At 57.5% G+C, this 20,543-nt stretch carries 19 protein-coding genes; 5 read left to right on the top strand and 14 right to left on the bottom strand.

Annotated elements, in window-relative coordinates; all coding sequences use genetic code 11:
- Positions 1 to 10 precede the first annotated feature (10 nt).
- The 4 genes from CGLAMM_RS08905 to CGLAMM_RS08890 form a co-directional block, all read right to left on the bottom strand.
- Positions 11 to 3,181, bottom strand: a complete 3,171-nt coding sequence (locus CGLAMM_RS08905) for an efflux RND transporter permease subunit (protein WP_394818526.1) — start codon at positions 3,179 to 3,181, stop codon at positions 11 to 13.
- Between the two features lie 155 nt (positions 3,182 to 3,336).
- A complete protein-coding gene (locus CGLAMM_RS08900; protein WP_418115612.1) occupies positions 3,337 to 4,764 on the bottom strand; it encodes a sensor histidine kinase in 1,428 nt (475 codons plus the stop codon).
- A gap of 1 nt (position 4,765) precedes the next feature.
- A complete protein-coding gene (locus tag CGLAMM_RS08895) occupies positions 4,766 to 5,491 on the bottom strand; it encodes a response regulator transcription factor (protein WP_418115611.1) in 726 nt (241 codons plus the stop codon).
- A gap of 46 nt (positions 5,492 to 5,537) precedes the next feature.
- Entirely contained in the window at positions 5,538 to 6,767 is a 1,230-nt protein-coding gene (locus CGLAMM_RS08890) for a DNA recombination protein RmuC (protein WP_394818527.1), read from the bottom strand.
- Between the two features lie 254 nt (positions 6,768 to 7,021).
- On the opposite strand from CGLAMM_RS08890, the gene CGLAMM_RS08885 reads away from it, so the two are divergent.
- Entirely contained in the window at positions 7,022 to 7,456 is a 435-nt protein-coding gene (locus tag CGLAMM_RS08885) for a hypothetical protein (RefSeq protein ID WP_394818528.1), read from the top strand.
- Here the strand turns inward: CGLAMM_RS08885 and CGLAMM_RS08880 are convergent.
- Both CGLAMM_RS08880 and CGLAMM_RS08875 read right to left on the bottom strand, forming a co-directional pair.
- On the bottom strand, positions 7,444 to 8,127 hold the full coding sequence (locus CGLAMM_RS08880; protein ID WP_394818529.1) for a DJ-1/PfpI family protein: 684 nt from the start codon (positions 8,125 to 8,127) through the stop codon (positions 7,444 to 7,446). The two genes, CGLAMM_RS08885 and CGLAMM_RS08880, sit on opposite strands and share 13 nt — an antisense overlap.
- Before the next feature lie 131 nt (positions 8,128 to 8,258).
- On the bottom strand, positions 8,259 to 8,927 hold the full coding sequence (locus tag CGLAMM_RS08875; RefSeq protein WP_394818530.1) for a glutathione S-transferase family protein: 669 nt from the start codon (positions 8,925 to 8,927) through the stop codon (positions 8,259 to 8,261).
- A 175-nt stretch (positions 8,928 to 9,102) separates the two neighbouring features.
- On the opposite strand from CGLAMM_RS08875, the gene minC reads away from it, so the two are divergent.
- From minC to CGLAMM_RS08855, 4 genes are all read left to right on the top strand, one after another.
- The gene (gene minC / locus CGLAMM_RS08870; RefSeq protein WP_418115610.1) at positions 9,103 to 9,765 is read left to right on the top strand and encodes a septum site-determining protein MinC; all 663 of its coding nucleotides are present in this window, start codon (positions 9,103 to 9,105) and stop codon (positions 9,763 to 9,765) included.
- A gap of 100 nt (positions 9,766 to 9,865) precedes the next feature.
- Positions 9,866 to 10,681, top strand: a complete 816-nt coding sequence (gene minD / locus CGLAMM_RS08865) for a septum site-determining protein MinD (protein ID WP_394818532.1) — start codon at positions 9,866 to 9,868, stop codon at positions 10,679 to 10,681.
- A complete protein-coding gene (gene minE, locus CGLAMM_RS08860) occupies positions 10,678 to 10,938 on the top strand; it encodes a cell division topological specificity factor MinE (protein ID WP_319807040.1) in 261 nt (86 codons plus the stop codon). Before minD ends, minE begins: the two co-directional genes overlap by 4 nt.
- A 2-nt stretch (positions 10,939 to 10,940) precedes the next feature.
- Positions 10,941 to 11,351 (top strand): YidB family protein, encoded by a 411-nt coding sequence (locus CGLAMM_RS08855; protein ID WP_394819061.1) that lies wholly within the window; start codon positions 10,941 to 10,943, stop codon positions 11,349 to 11,351.
- Between the two features lie 422 nt (positions 11,352 to 11,773).
- On the opposite strand, the gene CGLAMM_RS08850 is transcribed toward CGLAMM_RS08855, so the two are convergent.
- From CGLAMM_RS08850 to holA, 8 genes are all read right to left on the bottom strand, one after another.
- On the bottom strand, positions 11,774 to 13,234 hold the full coding sequence (locus tag CGLAMM_RS08850) for an SH3 domain-containing protein (protein WP_394818533.1): 1,461 nt from the start codon (positions 13,232 to 13,234) through the stop codon (positions 11,774 to 11,776).
- A gap of 12 nt (positions 13,235 to 13,246) precedes the next feature.
- Positions 13,247 to 14,059 (bottom strand): N-acetylmuramoyl-L-alanine amidase-like domain-containing protein, encoded by an 813-nt coding sequence (locus CGLAMM_RS08845; protein ID WP_394818534.1) that lies wholly within the window; start codon positions 14,057 to 14,059, stop codon positions 13,247 to 13,249.
- Between the two features lie 130 nt (positions 14,060 to 14,189).
- A complete protein-coding gene (locus CGLAMM_RS08840) occupies positions 14,190 to 15,134 on the bottom strand; it encodes an ABC transporter ATP-binding protein (RefSeq protein WP_394818535.1) in 945 nt (314 codons plus the stop codon).
- Positions 15,131 to 16,087, bottom strand: coding sequence for an ABC transporter ATP-binding protein (locus CGLAMM_RS08835; RefSeq protein ID WP_394818536.1), 957 nt, complete (start codon positions 16,085 to 16,087; stop codon positions 15,131 to 15,133). The genes CGLAMM_RS08840 and CGLAMM_RS08835 overlap by 4 nt, the downstream gene beginning before the upstream one ends.
- Positions 16,084 to 17,055: an ABC transporter permease gene (locus CGLAMM_RS08830; protein WP_394818537.1), complete on the bottom strand. Its 972-nt coding sequence runs from the start codon at positions 17,053 to 17,055 to the stop codon at positions 16,084 to 16,086. Before CGLAMM_RS08830 ends, CGLAMM_RS08835 begins: the two co-directional genes overlap by 4 nt.
- Positions 17,052 to 17,987 carry an ABC transporter permease gene (locus tag CGLAMM_RS08825; protein WP_394818538.1) on the bottom strand — a complete coding sequence of 312 codons (936 nt, stop codon included), beginning with the start codon at positions 17,985 to 17,987 and terminating at the stop codon, positions 17,052 to 17,054. Before CGLAMM_RS08825 ends, CGLAMM_RS08830 begins: the two co-directional genes overlap by 4 nt.
- A gap of 291 nt (positions 17,988 to 18,278) precedes the next feature.
- Positions 18,279 to 19,304 (bottom strand): SDR family oxidoreductase, encoded by a 1,026-nt coding sequence (locus CGLAMM_RS08820; protein ID WP_394818539.1) that lies wholly within the window; start codon positions 19,302 to 19,304, stop codon positions 18,279 to 18,281.
- Positions 19,305 to 19,529: 225 nt separating this feature from the next.
- A complete protein-coding gene (gene holA / locus CGLAMM_RS08815) occupies positions 19,530 to 20,540 on the bottom strand; it encodes a DNA polymerase III subunit delta (protein ID WP_394818540.1) in 1,011 nt (336 codons plus the stop codon).
- Positions 20,541 to 20,543: the final 3 nt, after the last annotated feature.

The raw sequence follows: 20,543 nt of genomic DNA, 5'->3' as shown, positions 1-20,543 counted from the left end.
TGGGCCAGCTTCATGTCCGCACTCCTTCTGCCGGGGTGGGGTCCGTCCGGCGATGATGGACCATGGCAAAAACACAGGGCACGAAAAGCAACGTCGCAACCGTCGCCACCAACAACCCGCCAATCACAGCTTTACCAATCGGCGCATTATCCGAGTTGCTCATTGACATCGGGATCATGCCGACAATCATGGCAAGCGCCGTCATGATAACCGGGCGTATCCGCTCATACCCGGCCTCCAGCGCGGCTTTGAGGGCGTCACCGTGGATTTCAAGCCGCTCCCGCGCGAAGGCGACGACGAGGATGGCATTGGCCGTCGATGTGCCCATACACATAATGGCCCCCGTCAGGGCCGGGACGGAAAGGGATGTATGCGTCAGGAACAGGCTCCACGCAATTCCGGCCAGCGCCCCTGGCAAAGCCGTGATGATGACGAAAGGGTCAAGCCAGGATTGGAAATTGACCACGATCACGAGATAAACCAGCACGACAGAAAGAATGAGCCCGATGATCAGCTGCCCGTAAGCCTCGACCATCGTCACTGCCTGTCCCCGCAACACAATGTGGGACCCGCGTGGTAATTGCGATCGCATGGAGTCTGCCACTTTTTTAACCTCATCCACGACACGGCCGAGATCCAGCCCTTCATTGGACCCATAAATATCGAAGACCGGGATAATGTTATAATGCGACACCTGCGCCGGCGTGCCCGTCATGCTGATTTTTGACAGCGCTCCAAGCAGCTGGGGTGGCTTGTTCTCAGGATTGCCATCCCCTTTATCGATCGGCAGCGTCTCCAGATCATTCATGGTTTGCAGATAGGTTGCGGGCACCTGCACATCGATCAGGCGCGCGATGCCCTGCGGACTCAGCCAGTAAACCTGCCCCACCTGCGCACTGCCTGAAAGCGCAACGAGTTCATTACGCGCGACATCCTCTTCCGTAATGCCTGTCCCCATGGCGTAACTTCTTTGCGCGGCCACGCGTATCGTGGGCTTCGTCATGGGTTGCTGGATGGAGAGATCCGCCAGGCCGGGGACGGTCAGAAGTTTCTTCTTCAACCTTTTGGCAAATTCATAATTTCCGAACAGGTCGCGCCCCACCACCTGCACATCAATCGGCGCGGGCAACCCGAAATTGAGGATTTTCGCGGTCAGATCGGCAGGCTGGAAGGTAAATTGCGTCCCCGGGAACGCATCCAGCAAGGCCGCGCGCAATTCCTGGCGGTAGGTTGCGATCGGGCTCTCGTCATTTTTCAGGGACACGGTGATATCGCAATCCTCGGCGCCCAAAGTCGGTGAAGGGATGAAGGCCTGGTTCATCTGGGAAAATGGCAGGCCGCAATTGCTCAGGACGGAGCTGATTTTACCGGGGAGTACCTCATGCATTTTCTTTTCGACAAGCGAGGCGATCTTGCCGGATTCCTCCAATCGCGTGCCAATGGGCGCACGCATGTGCAGCTGTAAAGTCCCCGACTTGATTTCGGGGAAGAAATCACGCCCGACAAAAAGATAGAGGCCCATCGACGCCACCGAAACAGCGAGGAAAGAAGGGATGAAAAGCCGCCGCGCCGCGATCAGATGGCTGAGGAGCACCTCATACCGGTCGCGAAAATCCTTGAAACCCGTCTCAAAACGCATCTGAAACCGTGTGAAAAACCCGGCCGTATGATGATCTGCCGGGTGCTCCTGCGCCTTATCATGACCGGCCAGCAAATATTTCGCCATGGTGGGCACGAGCGTTCGGGACAGGATGAAAGAGGCCGCGATGGCGTAAATAATCGCTTCCGCCATCGGCATGAAAAGCCATCCCGCCACCCCTGTCAGTTCAAAGAGGGGAAACCAGACGATGCAGATACAGGTCGTCGAGACAAAGGTCGGGATTACGATCTGATTGGCCGCGTCGATAATCGCGATTTCCAGATCCTTCCCCATTTCCAGATGCGCGTCGATATTCTCAACCATGACGGTCGCGTCATCAACAAGGATGCCGACAGCGAGGGCCAGCCCGCCCAGCGTCATCACATTGATGGACTGCCCCGAGATTTGCAGAAAGATCAGTGAAGAGAGGATCGCCAGCGGGATGGATGTCGAGACAATCAGGGTAGAGCGCCATGAGCCGAGGAAAAGCATCACAGCCAGACTGGTCAGCAATGCGGCGATCACCATTTCGCGCACCACATCCTCAACGGAGTCTTTGACGAATTTTGAGGCATCCGTCAGGATTTTTATTTTTGTCCCCTTGGGGAGGGACTCTGAAATCTGCGGCAGCAGTTTTTTCACCCCCGACACGACGGAAAGCGTCGAGGCGTCACCACTTTTCATGATGACCATCATGACGGATTGCCGCCCTTTAACGAGCACCATATTTGTTTGCGGCGGCCCACCCGGGTGCACATTGGCGACATCGCGCAGATAGACGACGGCATTCCCAACCTGTTTGAGAGGGAGGTTATTGAAAGCCTCGATCTCTTTCGGCTGGGCATTCGTCTCAACCATATAATCATAGGGACCGATGCGCTGATCACCGGCGGGGAGCACGATATTCTGTTTATTGAGTGCATTCCCGACATCGACCGCCGAAAGATTATGCGCCATGAGCTTGGATGGCACGATGTCCACGGTGATGTAGGGCGCAAGGCCGCCATAAGGTGCGGGTATGGCCACGCCCGGTATCGACACGAGTTGCGGGCGAATCAGGTTGGACGCCAGATTATAAAGGTCCGCACCGTTCATCGTCTCTGAATTGATCTGAAGAGTCAAAACGGGGACGGAGGACGCGTCATAGGCCAGGATCAGCGGTGGCGTCGCCCCTTGCGGCAACTGCTTGATAATTGTCTGGGAGACGGAGGTGATCTGCGTCTGCGCCGTTGAAACATCCGCGCCCGGCTGGAAAAACACCTTGACGATGCCGCGCCCGTAGAAAGAGCCACTTTCAATATGCTCGATATTATTGACCGTCGTGGTCAGGGCGCGCTCATAATAATAGACGATCCGGCCCGACATATCCTCCGGCATGAGGCCAAGATAGGACCAGATGACGGCCACAACCGGGATTTTAATGCTCGGAAAAACATCGGTCGGCGTCGTGATGGCCGCGCGCACGCCGAAAATGACAATCAGGACGGAAAGGACGACAAAACTATAGGGGCGCCGCAGCGCGGTGATGACAACTTTATTCATCCAGACGGTCCGAAAATCGAGGGCGTATGCGGGCGAAACGCAGCTTTATCACGTTTCGACGCATCGACTCCACACCGCGCCACATGAAACTATGGTCAGGTTTCTGCTCGGATTGGCTTGAAAATCGGCTGGTTATAACGAAGCCCGCCGGCGGTTCAGAGGGTTTCGGGTAGAGGTTCTGTCAGCAATGAGTCGGTCTCCTCCTCCTGATGCATCGTGAAAGACATCTGGAAAACAGCGCCTGGATTGGCCGTCCCCTCTCGATAAGACGAGATTTCGAGCGCAGTTCCATGCAGGCGGAGGATGGCCATGACCAGACTGAGCCCAAGGCCGCTCCCTGGGATGTGGCGACTTTTATCCGACCGGTAAAAACGCCCGATCACCGCCTTACGCTCAGATTCAGGGATGCCAATGCCGGTATCCGCGATACGCAGCACAATCTGATTGCCCTCACGATAGGCCGCTGCCTCGATGTGACCGCCAGCGGGCGTGAATTTGATGGCATTATCGAGAAGATTGGCCATGACCTCAATCAGCAGATCCCGGTCGCAATTGATCGGCAACGGGTCGCCACGGGATGATTTATCAATCAGGGTGAGCTGATGGGTCTCGGCAATCGGCTCGTAAAGCTCAACCATATCTGCCACGATAATGCGGAGATCATGCGTCGCAAAACCCGCCTTGCGCCGTCCGTCCTCAAGTTCCGCAATGCGCAGGATCGCCGTGATGGTTGAAAAGCACTGGTCAAGATCCTGCGTCGCTTTTTCGATTACCTCATGCAATTCGGCTGCGTTGCGCTCTCCATTCAAGGCCCGCTCCAACCGCACCCGCATACGGGAAAGCGGAGTCCTGAGGTCATGCGCAATGTCATTCCCGACATTGCGGATTTCAACCATCAGATATTCAATGCGGTCCAGCATCCGATTAACGGAACCCGCCAGACGTTCAAGATCATCGCGGGACCGGCCTGCAGGTAAACGGCCCGAGAGGTCCCCCTCCATGATACGCTCAATCGCCTCATTCAGCCCGCCAACGCGGGATAATGTGCGGTGACTGAGGTAAATCCCGACACTTAAAGCGAAGGCGATAAGTGGCAGGAGGGAGTAAACCATCGTGTGCAGCAGAGAATTGCGCAAACTATCAAGACGCCGCTGCGAAATCGCAAAAACAAGCACATGGCGTGACGGAAGGCGCGCTGTCAGAAACAGGTAATTATAGCGCGGGCGGAGGGGTGGCGCATAATTAAGCTGCTGAACGTCATCCTCAATACGTAACCCGTCGGGCCAGGAAGGGAAATCTCCGGCGATATAACTTAAATCCCGGTCAAAAAGCCCAACCCCATCAAGAGTCAGGTGGATTTTACTGCCATTGATACCCTCGAGCACCTGCACGATTGTCAGTTCCGGGCGCTGGGCGATCATGAAAGCCTCACGCCGCAGGACATTCTGAAGATAAATAATCTCCGAACTGACAAATCTCAGATAGAAGAAGGTCAGGTTGCTCGCGACACCCGCAACGACGGTAAAGACGACGGCGAGCGTCAGTCTGAATGTCGCGGTCCTGAAAAGCCCCAGAATCTGCAAATCAGTCCTGGATACGCAGCATGAACCCGGCCCCCCTGATACTATGGATAAGCGGCGTCTCACCGGGGGCATCCACCTTGCGCCGCAATTTGCCGATATGCACATCGACGAGATTTGTCTGGGGGATGAAACGATAATTCCAGACATCCTCAAGCAGCATGGTGCGGGTCAGGACCTGATTCGGGCGTCGCATGAGATATTCAAGCAGGCGAAACTCACGCGGCAGGAGGTCAACCTCGCGCCCCATGCGATCCACCTTGCGATCGATAAGGTCCATCTCAAGTGGTCCCACGCGAAGTTTAGTGGCGCGGGACGAATTCGGGCGACGCAGGAGCGCCTCCAGACGTGCGACCAGCTCATCCATCGCGAAGGGCTTGACGAGGTAATCATCCCCACCCGCCTTGAAACCCTGCACGCGTTCATCAACGGCAGATAAAGCCGAGAGCACGAGGACCGGCGTCATGATTTCACTCTGACGCAGCTCTTCAATGACGCTCAGCCCGTCAACATGCGGCAGCATCCTGTCCATCACGAATATATCAAATTGTCCGCTCCGCGCGGTCGAAAGCGCTTCACGCCCGTCGGCAGCGCGGTCCGTCTTGAAACCACGCGACTCAAGCTCCGCAACGATTTCGGCAGCCAATGTGTCGTCATCCTCAACGACGAGCACATGCGGCGCTTTCTCGTCACGATCGTCCTGCGAAACTTTTCTATCCTGTCTGACCATGGCTTATAATTACTTAAACGTTGAGATGTCTGAACTAAAAGCGAATTTAAATTTCATCCTCGAGGTCCCTTTCCGTCGCGTCCTCAATCGCATCGAGTTCACGAAGCCTCTTGCCGAGTACGCGCGTGCGGCGACGAGCAGCCTCAATTGTGTTGCTCATCGTTCCGGCGCCTTTGGCCAATTTTTCGAGAACGCTGTCCATTTTCATGATTTCCTGTCGGGTGACGCCAAGCAGCCGCGCGATGGTGTCTGTCCGCTCCTCAAGGGCAATCGTGACATAACCGAGATGCACTGTGCGCAACAACGCGGGGATGATTGACGGTCCCATCACTATAATGCGGGAAACGCGGCCAAGTTCGTCGATCAAGCCGGGGATACGGGCGATTTCCGAGTATAATCCGTCGGTCGGCAGGTAAAGGACGGCAAATTCCACGGTCGAGGGCGGCGAAATGTATTTTTCCGCCATTTTTCGGGCCTCAAGGCGAATCGCCGTTTCGAGATTTCGGCGCTCAATCCGCTCCGCGGGTGCATCGGCGCGCTCGATGGCGCTCAGAAGCCGCTCATATGAATCGGTCGGGAATTTACAGTCGATCGACAGGTAAGGTGCCGGATGGGCGCGTGAAGGCATTTTGATCGCAAATTCGACGAAGACGTTTTTCTCCGGGATGCGGAAATTACATTCATAAGCGTCGGGCGGCAGAATATCATCGAGGATCGCTTTAAGCTGCGCCTCACCCCAGCCACCACGGGTTTTGACATTGGTGAATAAACGTTTGAGATCACCGATCTGGGCGCTGACAGCCGTTACTTCCCCGATCGCTTTCTGCATTTCGGCAAATTGCTCGACCACACGGGCGAAGGAGGTCTGCATCTGTTTTTCAACGCTGGCGCTCAATTGCTCATTGACGGAAGCGCGTATGGCCGCAAGCTGCGTCGCGTTGGAAGTTGCCATTTCCTTCAGCGCATCTGATTGCGCAAGTCGGGCCTCCGCGTGCTCTCGCCAGAGGCGTTGCGCGACATCGCCGAGCCGCTCATTCACGTCCAGATGCATGCGTTCCATGCGCGCGGTCAGGGCGCGCTCCGCCTCCCGAAATGCCAGTTGCGTCGCGCGACTTTCCGTGCTCTGCGTATCCTGAACATGCGTCTTCATCTGATCGAGCTGCGTCAGAAGATCCGCCGTGCCGCGCCTCCCCGCGCGTAACCAGACAGAAAGAGCGACCCCGAGGCAGAAAAACGCGATGAGCCAGGGGAGAAAGGAGGCGACGGCGACATGCATGGAGAATGATTCCGTGATCTGTTAATTTGTGAAGGATGGCGAAAGCCTGCCTCAAGACGGCGTCGCGTCAAGGGTCAATCACCGATTTGCGCGATAAAACTTTCCTGTCCCGCGATGGCAGGTTCGGGGATACCTAAGCATCGCGCCGCTATTCATTATTTTTTACCGTATCTTCCACAATAAAAACATGTGATGATTTGCTGTGATTTATACCACCTCGCCTTCGTGACCATGGTTATTATATGAGGCTCTTGATGAGATTATTCCGTACACCCTGTCTCTGCATCCTGACCTTTTTTACGATCATGCCGGGCATGGCGGCTGCTCAGGACATGGATGATCTCGGCCGCACCACCGACGCGCGTGGCGGGATCTTCTCCAAAGATCTGACGGAAGGCCAGGCTTATGAAGGCGCAGGCAGGCTTTTCAACCATCGCACGGCGAATGATCTCGTCACCGGTCCACGCAGTGATTTCCGCCTGCATCTGGACGCGTTGGGTCGCATTTCCGACGCGCGGGGCCGACTTTTGGCGCGTGTTGATAACGGGCGCTTCACCTCAGCGGAAGGCGGCATTCTCGGTCGGCAAAATTCGGACGGTCGCGTCTATGATGCACGGGGGGCGTTTCTTGGCGTGGCGCCGCAGGGTGACAGGATTGCCGCCTTTCATCTGCTCAATCACGCACCTTGACGCGCCGTAGCGGGCCTTGCCGACGGTTTGCGTTTTCTGGTCCCCGCGGCAGGTCGGGCTTTGGCCCCTTCCGCCTCACTACCCCGCTTCACTTTTGACGGGGCCGCGCGGAGGGGCCGCCGCCGCGGCTGCGCCTCGGGGGTGGGGCGTTCATATTGCCCGATAAGCGCCTCACAGAAGATGTCGAGATCATCAGGCTTGCGTGAGGAGATCATATTTCGGTCCTCAACCAGCGCTTCATCTCTCCAATGCGCGCCTGCGTACTCGAGCTCCGTCCTCAATGTGGGCCAGGATGTCATATGTCGTGATTTGACGCCCTTCGCCTCGATCAGAATCCAGGCACCGTGGCAGATGACCGCAATCGGCGCCTCGCTGCGGACAAATTTGCGGACAAAGGCAATGGCGGCGGGGTTTCCACGTAACGTATCCGCGTTGACCGTTCCACCTGGCAGGACAAGGCCGTCGAGGCGCCGGTCGGCAGCCTCCTCAAGCGTTAAATTTGCCTTATATTTCTTCCGAGGTTTGATATCGCCCCGCATGGATTGGATGCGACCCTTCTCCGGCGCGACGAGCCAGGTTTCATAACCTGCTTTTTTGAGTTTCTTCCAGGGTTTCAGGAGTTCAACCTCCTCAACGCCATGGGTGGCCAAAATCGCGATTACTTTCGTCATCCTTGTCACTCCGCACGGAATCTCTTCTCACGTAAGCGCATCAGGCCGGTGTCGGGTTCGTTTGCCTTACGTTGCACGGGGCTTGGATTTTATCAGGGCGTGACTGGCGCTCTGTCGCCAGAGTCGACGCTTCAGAAATCAAGGTCCATATAATAAGGCGGCGGGGTAAAGCCGGGCAGCTTATCATGCAGAAGAGCCCGGAAGCTGGGGCGGGATTTGACGCGCGCATACCAGTCCTTCGCGAAGGGGGCGCGTGACCAGTCAATATCCCCGATAAAATCGAGACAGGACAGATGCGCGGCAGCCGCGAGATCGGCATAAGTGAGCTGTGCGCCGCCCAGCCAGGCACGCGTTTCCGAAAGCCAGCCAATATAATCGAGGTGAAAGCGCAGATTGGCGTAACCAGCGCGGATCGCCGTCCCGTCCGGCGTGCCACGGCCGGAGATCCGCTTATCGACCTTTTCCCCCAACAGGTTTCGTGACACTTCATTATGAAATTTAACGTCGAACCAGTTGAGAAGCCGACGCGTCTCGATACGCTCTTCGAGAGTATGACCCAATAAAGTTGCGCCCGTATAGGCTTCCTCAAGATATTCCGCGATAACACTACCGCCAGGGACGGCAAGGCCGTACTCCTCAACCAACACGGGCACTTCACGCGCCGGGTTGAGTGCGAGGAAGTCCTCGCCACTTTCCCAGACGTTTTCCACGCGCGTCTCAAAGGGAATGCGTCTTTCCGAGAGAGAGAGCCGTGCAAGACGACTTTGAGGTGATAAAGGAAGGTGATAAAGAATGCGCATCCGGTACTCATTAATGGGCGTTGACGTTGGCAACAAGCCAAACCGTGTTACAAGCTCAAACTTTAAAAGCCCGCATTCGCTTCATGCTTTTTGAGAAGATTTAATGTCCGAGCAAACAGTCGACATCGCCCAATCCCCGCGTCCTATGACCATACGGGCCTGTGGGCGCTCATTTATGGCCCTCGTCCTTGCCCCTCAGGCCCCGATTGCGGATTGGCTGTCCGCGCTTGATCATCAGGTGGCGCGCTCATCCGCTTTTCTCAGCGGCAAGCCGATTATCCTTGATCTCGGTCTACTGGATGCTGCTGCTGAAGGGCTGGCGGACCTCCAGGCGGCCTTGCGGGATCGCCATATCATACCGGTCAGCATTGAAGGGGGCGACCGCACATGGCCGGCCCTGCGCAATTGGGATTTTCCGCCCGTTCTGACCGGGGGGCGCGCCCATGATATCGCGCCCCCGGACGCAACGGAGGCGGAGGGCACGGCAGGCGAATTCACCCTCACAGCAGGGCGCACGCTTTTTGTCGAGACGCCGGTGCGATCCGGGCAGATCGTGACCTGGCTGGAAGGTGACATCGTCGTCGCTGGTGGCGTGGCCCCCGGGGCGGAGCTGATTGCCTCCGGCAGCATCCATGTCTATGGCCCCCTCCGCGGCCGGGCCATTGCCGGGGTCGGCGGCAACGGGGCGGCCCGGATCTTCGCGCGGCGCATGTTTGCGGAACTCCTCGCCATCGATGGCTTTTACATGACGGCGGAGGAGATCGATCAGCAAAGTGTCGGTCAACCCGCGCAAGCCCTGTTGGATTCCGATCATGTCCTGATGCATCCGCTCACCTGAACTTTATTTCTGAATTTTCCGCGTTGCCGAGAACGTTTCAATGTCAGTAGACTGCGACGTCCTGATCGGACCATAAAACTAAGAGGAACCTGGAGCGCATATGGCCAAAGTGCTGGTAGTCACGTCGGGTAAGGGCGGTGTAGGCAAAACCACGTCGACAGCGGCACTAGGTGCCGCGCTGGCGCGGGATGGCAAAAATGTGGTCGTCGTCGATTTCGATGTCGGACTGCGCAACCTCGATCTCGTCATGGGGGCGGAACGCCGCGTCGTGTTCGATTTCGTCAATGTCATCCAGGGAGATGCCAAGCTCGGCCAGGCGCTTATCAAGGATAAAAGATGTGAGACGCTCTCCATCCTGCCTGCCTCGCAGACACGGGATAAAGACGCGCTGACATCTGAGGGCGTGGCCCGCGTCATGGCTGAACTGCGTGAGAAATTCGACTGGATCATCTGTGACAGTCCGGCTGGCATCGAGCGTGGGGCGCAGATGGCGATGCATCACGCCGATATGGCCGTAGTCGTGACCAACCCGGAAGTCAGCTCCGTGCGCGATAGTGACCGCATTATCGGCTTGCTCGACAGCACGACGGAGCGCGCCATTGAGGGTGAGAAGGTCGAGAAATTCCTCCTCCTCACCCGCTATGACCCTAACCGCGCCGCGCGAGGCGAAATGCTGAATACGGAGGACGTGCTGGAAATCCTCTCTGTCCCGCTGATCGGCATCGTGCCGGAGAGTGAGGAAGTGCTGAAAGCCTCCAATGTCGGGGCGCCCGTCACCCTCTCAAACCCCGATTCCGCCCCGGCGCGGGCCTATGTCGACGCCGCGAAACGCTTGAACGGGGAAAAGATCGACCTTCAGATTCCGGTTGAGCGCAAGGGCATCCTGGACCGGTTGTTCAAAAAGAGATCAGCATGAGCCTATTCAACTTTTTCTCCCGGCCCAAAACCAGTTCCGTCGCCCGCGACAGATTGCAGATTCTCCTCGCGCATGAGCGGTCCAATCACGGGAACTCTGAGCTTATCAAAAAGTTACAGAGCGAGATCCTTGCTGTCATCAAAAAGCATGTCGCCATTGATGATGAAAAGGTTCACGTCAAAATGGACAGCGCCAATGGTGAATGCGCCACGCTGGAAATTGACATTGAAATGCCGGGGCTGGAGAAGGCCAGTTAAGTCTGTGCGCACCCCTTCCCCGATCAACAGGATTGGGTGCCATGAGCGGATTTTTCAATAACATTCTTAATTCAGCCATAAGCGGCCTAAGTGGCCCGCTGCAGAAGAAACTGGGCGGCAGCCTGAGTGAGCTGCTTATGTCAGAGCAAGGTATCCAGACCCTTCTTCAACAGGCGAAAGCGGCGGGATTGGACGAAAAAGTGCGATCCTGGATCGGCAATGGCAAAAACCTGCCGATCTCCACGGAAGAAGTTCAGACTCTCCTATCGAACGAGCAGGTGCAGACGCTGATTTCCAAAACGGGAATCTCGTCGTCACTGATCATGCCCGCCTTGGCCATGATTCTTCCGCGCCTCGTCGATAGTCAGACCCCTGACGGCAAAGTCAATGGTGAGCCGCCGGCGACAGCCTGACCGGCATGTCCGCTGACCTGCCAGGGTTAATCCGGCTTTCTGCCGAGGCGGCCATGCTTCGCCGCGCAGTAAAAATCTGCGTGGCTTGGAAGGTCACGACAGCGTCGCGGCGCTTCCGATCGCAAGTTATCAACGCATTCCTGGCGGCCTTACTTGAATGACGGGACGGACGGCTCCCGCCGCCCGCCTCCCTTGTCCCGTGACTGGCACGGCGCGTGTCAAAGCTTCCTATCGGAAGCCCACGCGTCGCCTGCGCTCTTTAAAGTCACCTCTCCGATACGTATCGGCCGTCGCGCGCGCCGCGTTTCCATCGTCCCATCTCAATTGAGCAGGGATTCCGACAAAAATTCGGGTATGGATGGTGCATCATCAACCTCTCAATCAATGACGCACCACTCAGAGACGTTTCCGGCAATGAGTTTTTACTCAATAAAACCCAGTTTGAACTGTGTTTTCCCCGCGAGAGAGACGAGATCCGGGTCTTCCGGATAAGCGGCGAGCAGAGGGAAAAAGACAGAGCCGCCGACGATGCTGCGGCTCTTCCCGTTTTTGGGTCGAAGCCCCCAGAGATCCTGATAGGTCATCGGGACATTTTGCCCGTTCATTACCGTATTGCCGATATAAAGCATGATATGGCCCGGAATGTAGATGAGCGTTCTGAAGGGCTTACCGTGATCCCTCAGATAAGCCAGGCGCGCATCAACGTCCTCTTTGCTGAGATCAACCACGCGAGCAGCAGATTGGATTTGCGCGGCCGAATTCCGAGGCAGGAAGATGCCGAACGGCATGAGCAGACTGCGCAATTCGGCAGAGCAGTCATTATGGAAGTAGTCGTTCCCCCATCCATAAGGCCGGTCGCCCATTGTCCGTAACAGGGTCGCGAGATGGCCCGGTACCATTTGCCACGGCATCGGGACAAAAGCTTGATCATCCAGCGTCACCCAATGGCGCTCCGCACCCTCGCCCCGGCCTTGCGCTGGAACCGCAACCTGAAAAATACCATGCCGCAACTTTCGGAACGGCAATATCGTGCCCGGCCGCGCGGTGAAGAAGAATCGACCGCCATCGGCGACACTGACAGAATCCCGGATGATGGCGCCGAGATTGCGATTGGCCATCCCCACCCAATCCGTTACGAAACCCTGACTGACGGATGCAACATCCTCACTATGCACCCAACCTGTCACCGTGGGCGTGCGCACATATTTCCAGCGTTCATCGCGACTGGTCGTCAATATGTAAACCGGGACGCCGGGACGGATGGAGGACATTTGAAGATTATCAAAAGGATAGCCCTGCCCCGCCAGACGGTAATCGTCAAAGGCCGGGTCATCGGTCGGGAGCACCCTCACCAATGATTCCCGGATGGCGATGGCGCGATGGGCGGGGTGGTAGTCGTGGCTGATTTCCGTATCCGCATTCCCCCTAACTTCCGACTTCCAACGGGTTGAGTGGGGCCTGAAATTCTGCCCCCACAGAACTTTCTTATCTGAAAGCAACTGACTGACACTGGCATCTCGGACAGTTTCCGGCCCTTTTTTCAGGACAGAGGCGATGTAAGTCGCGTTCCAGGGTGAATTTTCATCCCGCCCAAGGCCGAAATAACGGGTTTTCAAAGCGGCAAAATATTTCTGCTGCGTCGCCTCATCCATAAGCGGCGTATTTGAGTCAGGCCCCGCAGGAAGCCATTTATCAACAATTTGCGGATAATTATCGAGTGGAAAGATTGTTTTTGTCGGATCAATGTAAAGAGCTGCCGCACGACCAGGATAGGCAGCATCCTGCGCCTCTTTACCTGATGGGACCGTTTGGCAGGAAGTTAAAATGAGGGTTATCGTCAGAAATAATAAGTTACGATTTCTGACGGCGTGATAGATTTTCATTTGGCATCTCCGTCAGTAGCCAGTCTGTTCGGCTCGTATCACGATCATACCTGGTTTAAAGCGGATGTAATCCAGAAAAGGTGAATCGATGACCTTTTCATTTTCAGGAAGGGAAGAGGCGTTTCGAAACCAGACGCGCCCGTCATGCCGCACGACGATGCCCACATGTGAGACATCCTCCTGTTCCCCAAAAGAATATATCCCCACATAGTCGCCCGTCCGGAGATGATGCAGAACGTTCTCATTGATCGCCGCCGCTGGGATATAGGTTAATTTGCGCGGCGTGAAGCCGATACCCGGCAAGTCGGGTTCGCCATTTGGCAGGCGATTAAGGTCTTTTTCGACCGTCACGTAATCCGGGCTGATTTCCGCTGTGACATCGCGCGCAATACGAGGCTGCCTCGAGTACCAGTCAGAGAAGAAATGTCGTCGGCTGGTATAAGTCACCTTGTCATTCGCGTAACGAATATGAACGAGGTTCCGTAGAAACGTCTCCCTGTCATGACTGCGCGACAGCGCTTCGACATATTCAATCAATGTCGTGCAATCAACGAAACTGAAATTCACGACCAGCGCCTCTTTCACGTCAGGTCCGCCAATGAGCGTGCCGCCGCGATAAGCTGTACCAAGAAAAGCAGCGGAAACGCGGTTAATGATTTCACCGTGATCCTGACCTTTTCGCGGGCGCACAAAGGTTCGAAAGATGTCATCCAGCTTCTTTTCCGTGGGGCTGCTGATAGGGGTCTGATATTCACGCGGTTCTGATGCGGCGCAGCTTGCCAGACATGCCGATAGCAGCAGAAGAAGCCATGTCTTTCCTCGCATCACGACGCACCTTTTCTTCAGAAAAATCCATCGGATCTTCTCAGATAATTTTGTCATTGGATAGAGAGTTAACCTTGTCGGAACCGGCCCGCTCATATTCAGGCGCCTCTCGTCACGCGGTGGCAACGCTTCATCCATCGAGCGGGAAGTGACAGGCCTCGCGGCGCGGGCTCAGTGATGCGCCTGAGAGTTCGGGCATGATCTCCCGGCAGATTGACTGCGCCCGAACACAACGCGGGTGAAAGGCGCAGCCAGGGGGTGGATGGACTGGGCTGGGCACTTCTCCCATCGGCGGCGCCGCACGTCTCCCTCGGCGTCCCGGCAGAGAGTCAATCAGCAGGCGTGTATAGGGATGACGCGGCGCATAAAGCACATCATCACTCGCGCCCCACTCCACAATCCGCCCCAGATACATAATTGCCACCGTGCGTGTGAGGTAGGGAACGGTCGCAAGATTATGCGTGATCACAACCATCGACAAATGATGCTGCGTGTTGAGATCCGCCAGTAACTGAATGATGCGCGCCTGAACCGAAACATCCAGGGCGGATGTGGGCTCATCAGCAATCAGCAATTCGGGGGCAATCGTCAAAGCGCGCGCGATATTAAGGCGCTGCCGCTGGCCGCCGGATAATTCCTGCGGGAATTGATGCATGACACTTAAAGGCAACCCGACAGCTTCCAGCACCTCCTGCGCACGTTGAGTCGGGTTGGCATGACGGATTATTTTCAGCGGCGCACGCAGCGCACTCCCCACCCGCCAGAAAGGATTAAACGCCGCCCCGCTATCCTGCAACACCATCTGAATCTTGCGGCGCAGCGCGTTCCTCTGGCGTCGGCGCGGTCGGGTGACATCAATACCGTCGAAAAGGATCTGTCCCCGATCCGGTGCCGACATCCGCGCCATGATGTGCCCCAATGTCGTTTTCCCGCACCCGGATTCCCCGATAATCGCAAGCGTTTCACCGCGCTGAAGCGACAGGCTGACACCGCGCAGTGCCTGGATCGGGCTACCTCGGCGGTGACCGGGAAAACTTTTATAAATATCGCGCATCTCGATCAGGGGTGTGGTCATGCTTTGATACATCGCACCTGCCGCCCGTCAATATCCCTTAATGCGGGGCGGACATGGCATTCCGGCCCTTCGCGCGGGCATCGCGGTGCAAAGACGCATCCCGTCGGACGCGCCGAAGGGTGCGGCAACGTGCCCCTGATGATCGGCAAAGGCGATGGCCGCCCTCCGCGCTTCCCCTCCAGGGTGGGGACGGTCGCCAGTAGAGCCATGGTGTAAGGATGGCGCGGGCGGCTTAGTATCAGGTGGGTCGGGCCGCTTTCAAGTATCATGCCGCTATAGAAAACAGCCATGTGGTCGCAGGTTTCGGCCACCACGCCGATATCATGCGTGACAAGGATCAGCGCCATGCCGGATTTCTGCAGGCGGCGTAAAGCCGCGAGGATCTGCGCCTGCACCGTTACATCAAGGGCTGAATTAGGCTCATCCGCGATGAGGAGGTCGGGTTGGCATGAAATCGCCATCGCGATCATCGCTCTCTGCCGCATCCCGCCCGAAAGCTGGTGAACATAGCGATGCTGCATCTCCTGCGGGTCCGGCAGGCCAACCATCTGCAGAAGCGTGATCAGCTCACGCCGGGCCATGTGACGGCTGACATTCTGATGAAGGCGGATCTGCTCCATGATTTGCGCGCCGATCGTCCGCACGGGGAGCATGGAAGTTCCGGCATCCTGAAAGACATAAGCGAGATCGCTCCCTCGTTTCGCACGCAAAGCTTTGGCGGAAAGCGCTGACAGGTCCTGACCCTGAAACACCCTTTGTCCCGTCACGATCAATTCCGGGACGAGGCCTCCGATCGTCAGCGCCGTCACGCTTTTGCCCGAACCGGATTCTCCCACGATGCCGAGTGAGCCACCGCGCTGGACAAGAAACGACACATCTTCGACCAATGTGATACCCTCCGGTGTTGCCACCGATAATCCACGCACATCAAGAAGAGGCGGCGCGGGGGTCATGGCGTGGACTTTAAACGGGGGTCGAGCCTGGCCAGAAGAATGTCGATCAGTGCCTGTGTGACCACGATGGACAGGGCCGCATACATGACGACGGCCATCAAAAGGGGCAGGTCAAAACTGTTCAGAGCTTCGAAGGCCAGATGCCCGATGCCGGGCAAAGCGAAAACAACTTCGACGAGGAGCGCGCCACCCCCGGCGAGCTGGGCAAAATCCATCCCGAATAAGGCAATGACACCGCTGAGGGAGAGCCGCAAACCATGCGCCGTCCAGACCCGGAACGGTCCGGCCCCCTTCGCCCATGCCGTCCGAATGGGCGCACTGCGCATCGCTGTCAGAAGTTCCGCGCGCAGCATCCGCGCATAAAGGCCCGTAAAAGCCAGGGACAACGTCCCGGCGGGCAGGATGAGGCACGTCAACCATCTGACAGGGTCCTGAGTCCATGGCGTGTAGCCCAGACCCGGCACCCACCTGAAAATCCAGCGATCATGCCAGGCACCCTGCGTCACCATATTAACGATTTCACCCAGCCAGAAAACGGGCGTCGCCACCATAAGAAGGCACAGAAACGCGAGCAGCCCGGCCCCGGCCCGGTGCCCGAGCAAAGCGGCGCCCATACCGAGGGACAGACACCCCAGGGCGGTCATCACCGCCGCGAGCCCGACAAGCGAGAATGTAACCGGCGCCGCCGCCATCACCTGCGACACGACATTCTGTCCGTGATGCACATAGGATGTCAGGCGGCGTTGGATGAAAATCCCATACATCATGAGGACATATTGCTGCGGAAGCGGCCTGTCGAAACCATATTGGTGACGCACTTCAGCCAGCAAAGCCGGGCTGGCGCCTTTACCAGCGAGCCGGGCGGCGGGGTCCGTGCCTGGCGTCGCGAAAAAGACTGTGAACATCACCACGGAAATACCCGCCAGGACCGCGAAACCATGGGCGAAGCGTCGGAGGATGAAGCTCATATCACGTCGCGCCGGCCCAGGGCGCGGGTCCAGCTTTCAGATAGGATATAGAGGCTGAGAACGGTCAGCATGATCATCATGCCCGGCAGGAGCGCAATGACGGGTCGGGTATAAATCAGCCCCTCCCCGTCGCGGATCATTGACCCCCAGGAGACATCCGGCGCCTGCACACCGAGTGACAGGAAGGAAAGAGCGGATTCCGCCAGCAGGCAAAGCGCCATCAGAAGCGGAAAAAACGTCATGAGGGACAGAAGCAGCCCCGGCAGGATTTCCCGCACCACCACTTTAACAGGCGACGCACCGAAAGAAGCGGCGATTTTAACGTAGTCACGATGCGCCAATTGCCGGACGCGGGTCGTCAGGAGGCGCGCTGCATAAGGAAGGTAAACGGCCGCGATGACGCAAACAGGGATGAGGCGGTTATCGGCTGTCAAAGTCACGGGGCCGAGATGGAGCCCGTCCCGCAACATCGTCATGGAGAGGCAGCTTGCGAAAAGATAGACGGGCACCGCCCATAACATGGTCATGATCCATGACACGATCCGTTCCACCCACCCCCCGGCAAAACCTGCCCAAAGGGACAGAAATGTCGCGAGTGTCAGCCCGAGAAGCGCCGCCGCACTGGCGATCATGAGGCTGTTGCGACCACCGTAAAGGAGGCGTGACGCGACATCCCGGCCTTGCGCATCGGCACCCAGCGCGTAGGGACCGGCTCGCCAGCTTGGTCCGATCGGCGTGTAACCGAGATGAAGCGAGTTGTCATTTCGTTGCATGACACCCACCCGATGACCATCCCGTTGGATTGTGTCGACGATATGACTTTCAAACGGCGTCATATCATAGAGGTGCGCATAGGGCGCTGCGAAGACCGCGCCCATCACGATGGCGCTGAGCACGGCGAGAGCAAGAAGCACGGAGATGGGTATACGCATGATCCACGCTCGCACCGATCTCCCTCCCCGTAATCTTCTGACGTCCAGCCTTGCCGCCATCGCGCACATTAACTCCGTAACATGAGCGTAGTACCTTGCCTGCATCGTCGCGTACGCAACCGGCACGTCAAGACATAATCCGCCTTGCTCTTTCCGAAAACATTCTCTCCCGCCGGGTGTCCAATCGCACCTGACCACTTTCCAGCGTGACAATGTGATCCGCGCCGCACGCCGCTTTAAAAAGGGGCGGCGCAACGCGCTTATAAATGTGCGCCGCCCACCCTATCAACGTCACCCCGGCAGCCCATTGCCACCCGTGATACCCCAAACCTGCCCCGTAAGGTAACTTGCCTCACTGGAGGCCAGGGTTACATATGTCGGCGCGATCTCGACCGGCTGCCCGACGCGTCCAATAACCGTGTCCTGGCCCATCGGCATATATTTTTCCTTCGGCTGCCCGCCACTTGTCTGAAGCGCCGTCCAGAAAGGCCCCGGCGCGACGGCATTGACGCGTATGGCGCGCGGCCCGAGCTGCTTGGCGAGGGATTTCGTCATGTTTGTAATGGCGGCCTTCGTCATGCTGTAATCGATCAGGATTTCCATCGGCTCATACGCATTGGTGGAAGCCGTATTGATAATCACCCCACCTTTGGGCAGAAGCGGCACAGCGGCGCGCACCAGCCAGAACAAGGCGTAAATATTCGTTTTCATCGTCCAGTCGAAATCTTCCGTCGTCATCTCGACGATGTCTTTGTAAAATTTCTGCCGACCCGCGACATTGACCAGCGTGTCCAGACCTTCAAGCTGGCGCGCCGCATCATTGACCAGTTTTTTGCAGAAAGCCTCATCGCGGAGGTCGCCCGGCAAGGCAATCGCCTTGCGGCCTTCCTTTTTTATCAGGGCAATGACTTCACGCGCATCTTCCTCCTCCTGAGGAAGGTAATTGATGGCGACATCCGCCCCCTCGCGCGCAAAAGCGATCGCGACGGCGCGCCCGATGCCGGAATCGCCGCCCGTGATCAGGCATTTACGCCCCGCCATCTTGCCGTTTCCGTGATAGGTTTCCTCCCCATGGTCCGGCCGCGGCAACATTTTACTCGCCAGGCCCGGCCAATTTTGCGGTTGTTCGGAGAAGGGCCCCTTCGGGTAAAGGTTCCGGTAATCTGAAATCGGTGGCGCGGCCATGTTCTGCCCCGCTGCCCGACTCTCGGCGCGGGACGATGTGGCGACCAGACCGGCCAGGCCCGCCGCGGCGCCTTTCAAGACCGAACGACGTGCATCCGACATCTTCCTGTCTTTCGCTTTTCCGTTACTCATTTCGCATCTCATTTGCTGAATGTTAGGTTAATTAAACGATCAGTGAGGGACGGTGTTCCCGCGATGAAATGTTGGAAAGCGCGCATTTTGACGCGCCTCGCCGACAGCTGATCGGCGACGCGGGTCATCCTATATCTTTTCTGTTTCGAGGGACTTAAGGCGGCGCCTGCGCAACGCGTGATGCCGGGATTTTCGGTCGATGACCGGGCTTGAAAACCAGGCCCGTCAAGCGGAGAAAGCGCGTGGCCCGAAACATAAGCGGGCCATATGCCGGCGCGCGAGGGCGTAATCAGGTGCCCCCGTCTGCTTACAGGCCAGCTCCAGCTCCTGCGTTGCGGAACAGGCAGCGAGAAGCGCGGCGCTGTCCCAACGCCGCACAGCCGTGCGAAAGAGATCAGCGACCTTAAAGAAAAGCGGCGGGCGCAAGCCGCGTTCCGCCTCGGAGGGGGATGCGCCCTCATCCATCGCGTGTCGGACCGTCAGGACACGCAGAAGCGCGTAAGAGCACGCGCGAGCAATGGCCACCGGCGCCGCGCCATCCGCGATGGCGCGCTCAATCGCCGCATCGGCCTGCGCACGCTCACCCGCCAGCGCGCTTGAGGTGGCATTGCTGAGGCTTTCCGCACGCGTGTCACCGATGCAGAGTTGCACATCATCAAGGCTGAGCGGTGCTGACGGTTCAGCAAACAGGATGAGCTTTTCAACCTCCTGACGGATGACGGCGCGATCGGCGGGAAGCACGCTTGACAGCCACGCCATCGCATCCCGATCCACCCGGATGTGTGCCGCGTCAAACATCGTGCGCAACGCGGCAGAAAGGGATCGCCCTTCCTCCGCGTAACACGCAATCACAGCGACATCTGGCCGCTTTTCCATCGCGCTGCGCAGTTTGGAGCGTGAAGCCAGCCCCGACGCTTCAATGAGAATGACATTGTCGGCTGCGCCATCAAGCGCGCGCTCCAACATTGGCAGAAGAGGATCCTGCCCATCCCGCACCCAGATGAGCCGCCGCCCGCCGATCAGGGAAAGCGCCGTGGCCTCCTCTTCAAGGCGGGCATGACCTTCCCGGTCCAGCACGACGACGCGGAAAGGATCACCTTTATCCGGCACGATCTGACCCGCGACCTTGATCGCCCGCTCACGGATCAGACCATGATCCTCACCATGAAGAACAAAGCCGCGCCATGATGAAGCGTCACCAAGCACATGGTCGGTGCGTCGCGGTTCGATCTTCATCCG

It is taken from the genome of Sorlinia euscelidii (genome assembly GCF_036452135.1).
In the GTDB taxonomy this organism is placed as follows: Bacteria; Pseudomonadota; Alphaproteobacteria; order Acetobacterales; family Acetobacteraceae; genus Sorlinia; species Sorlinia euscelidii.
Note: the sequence above shows the minus strand (reverse complement) of the source record. Positions and strands in the feature narration are given on the sequence as shown.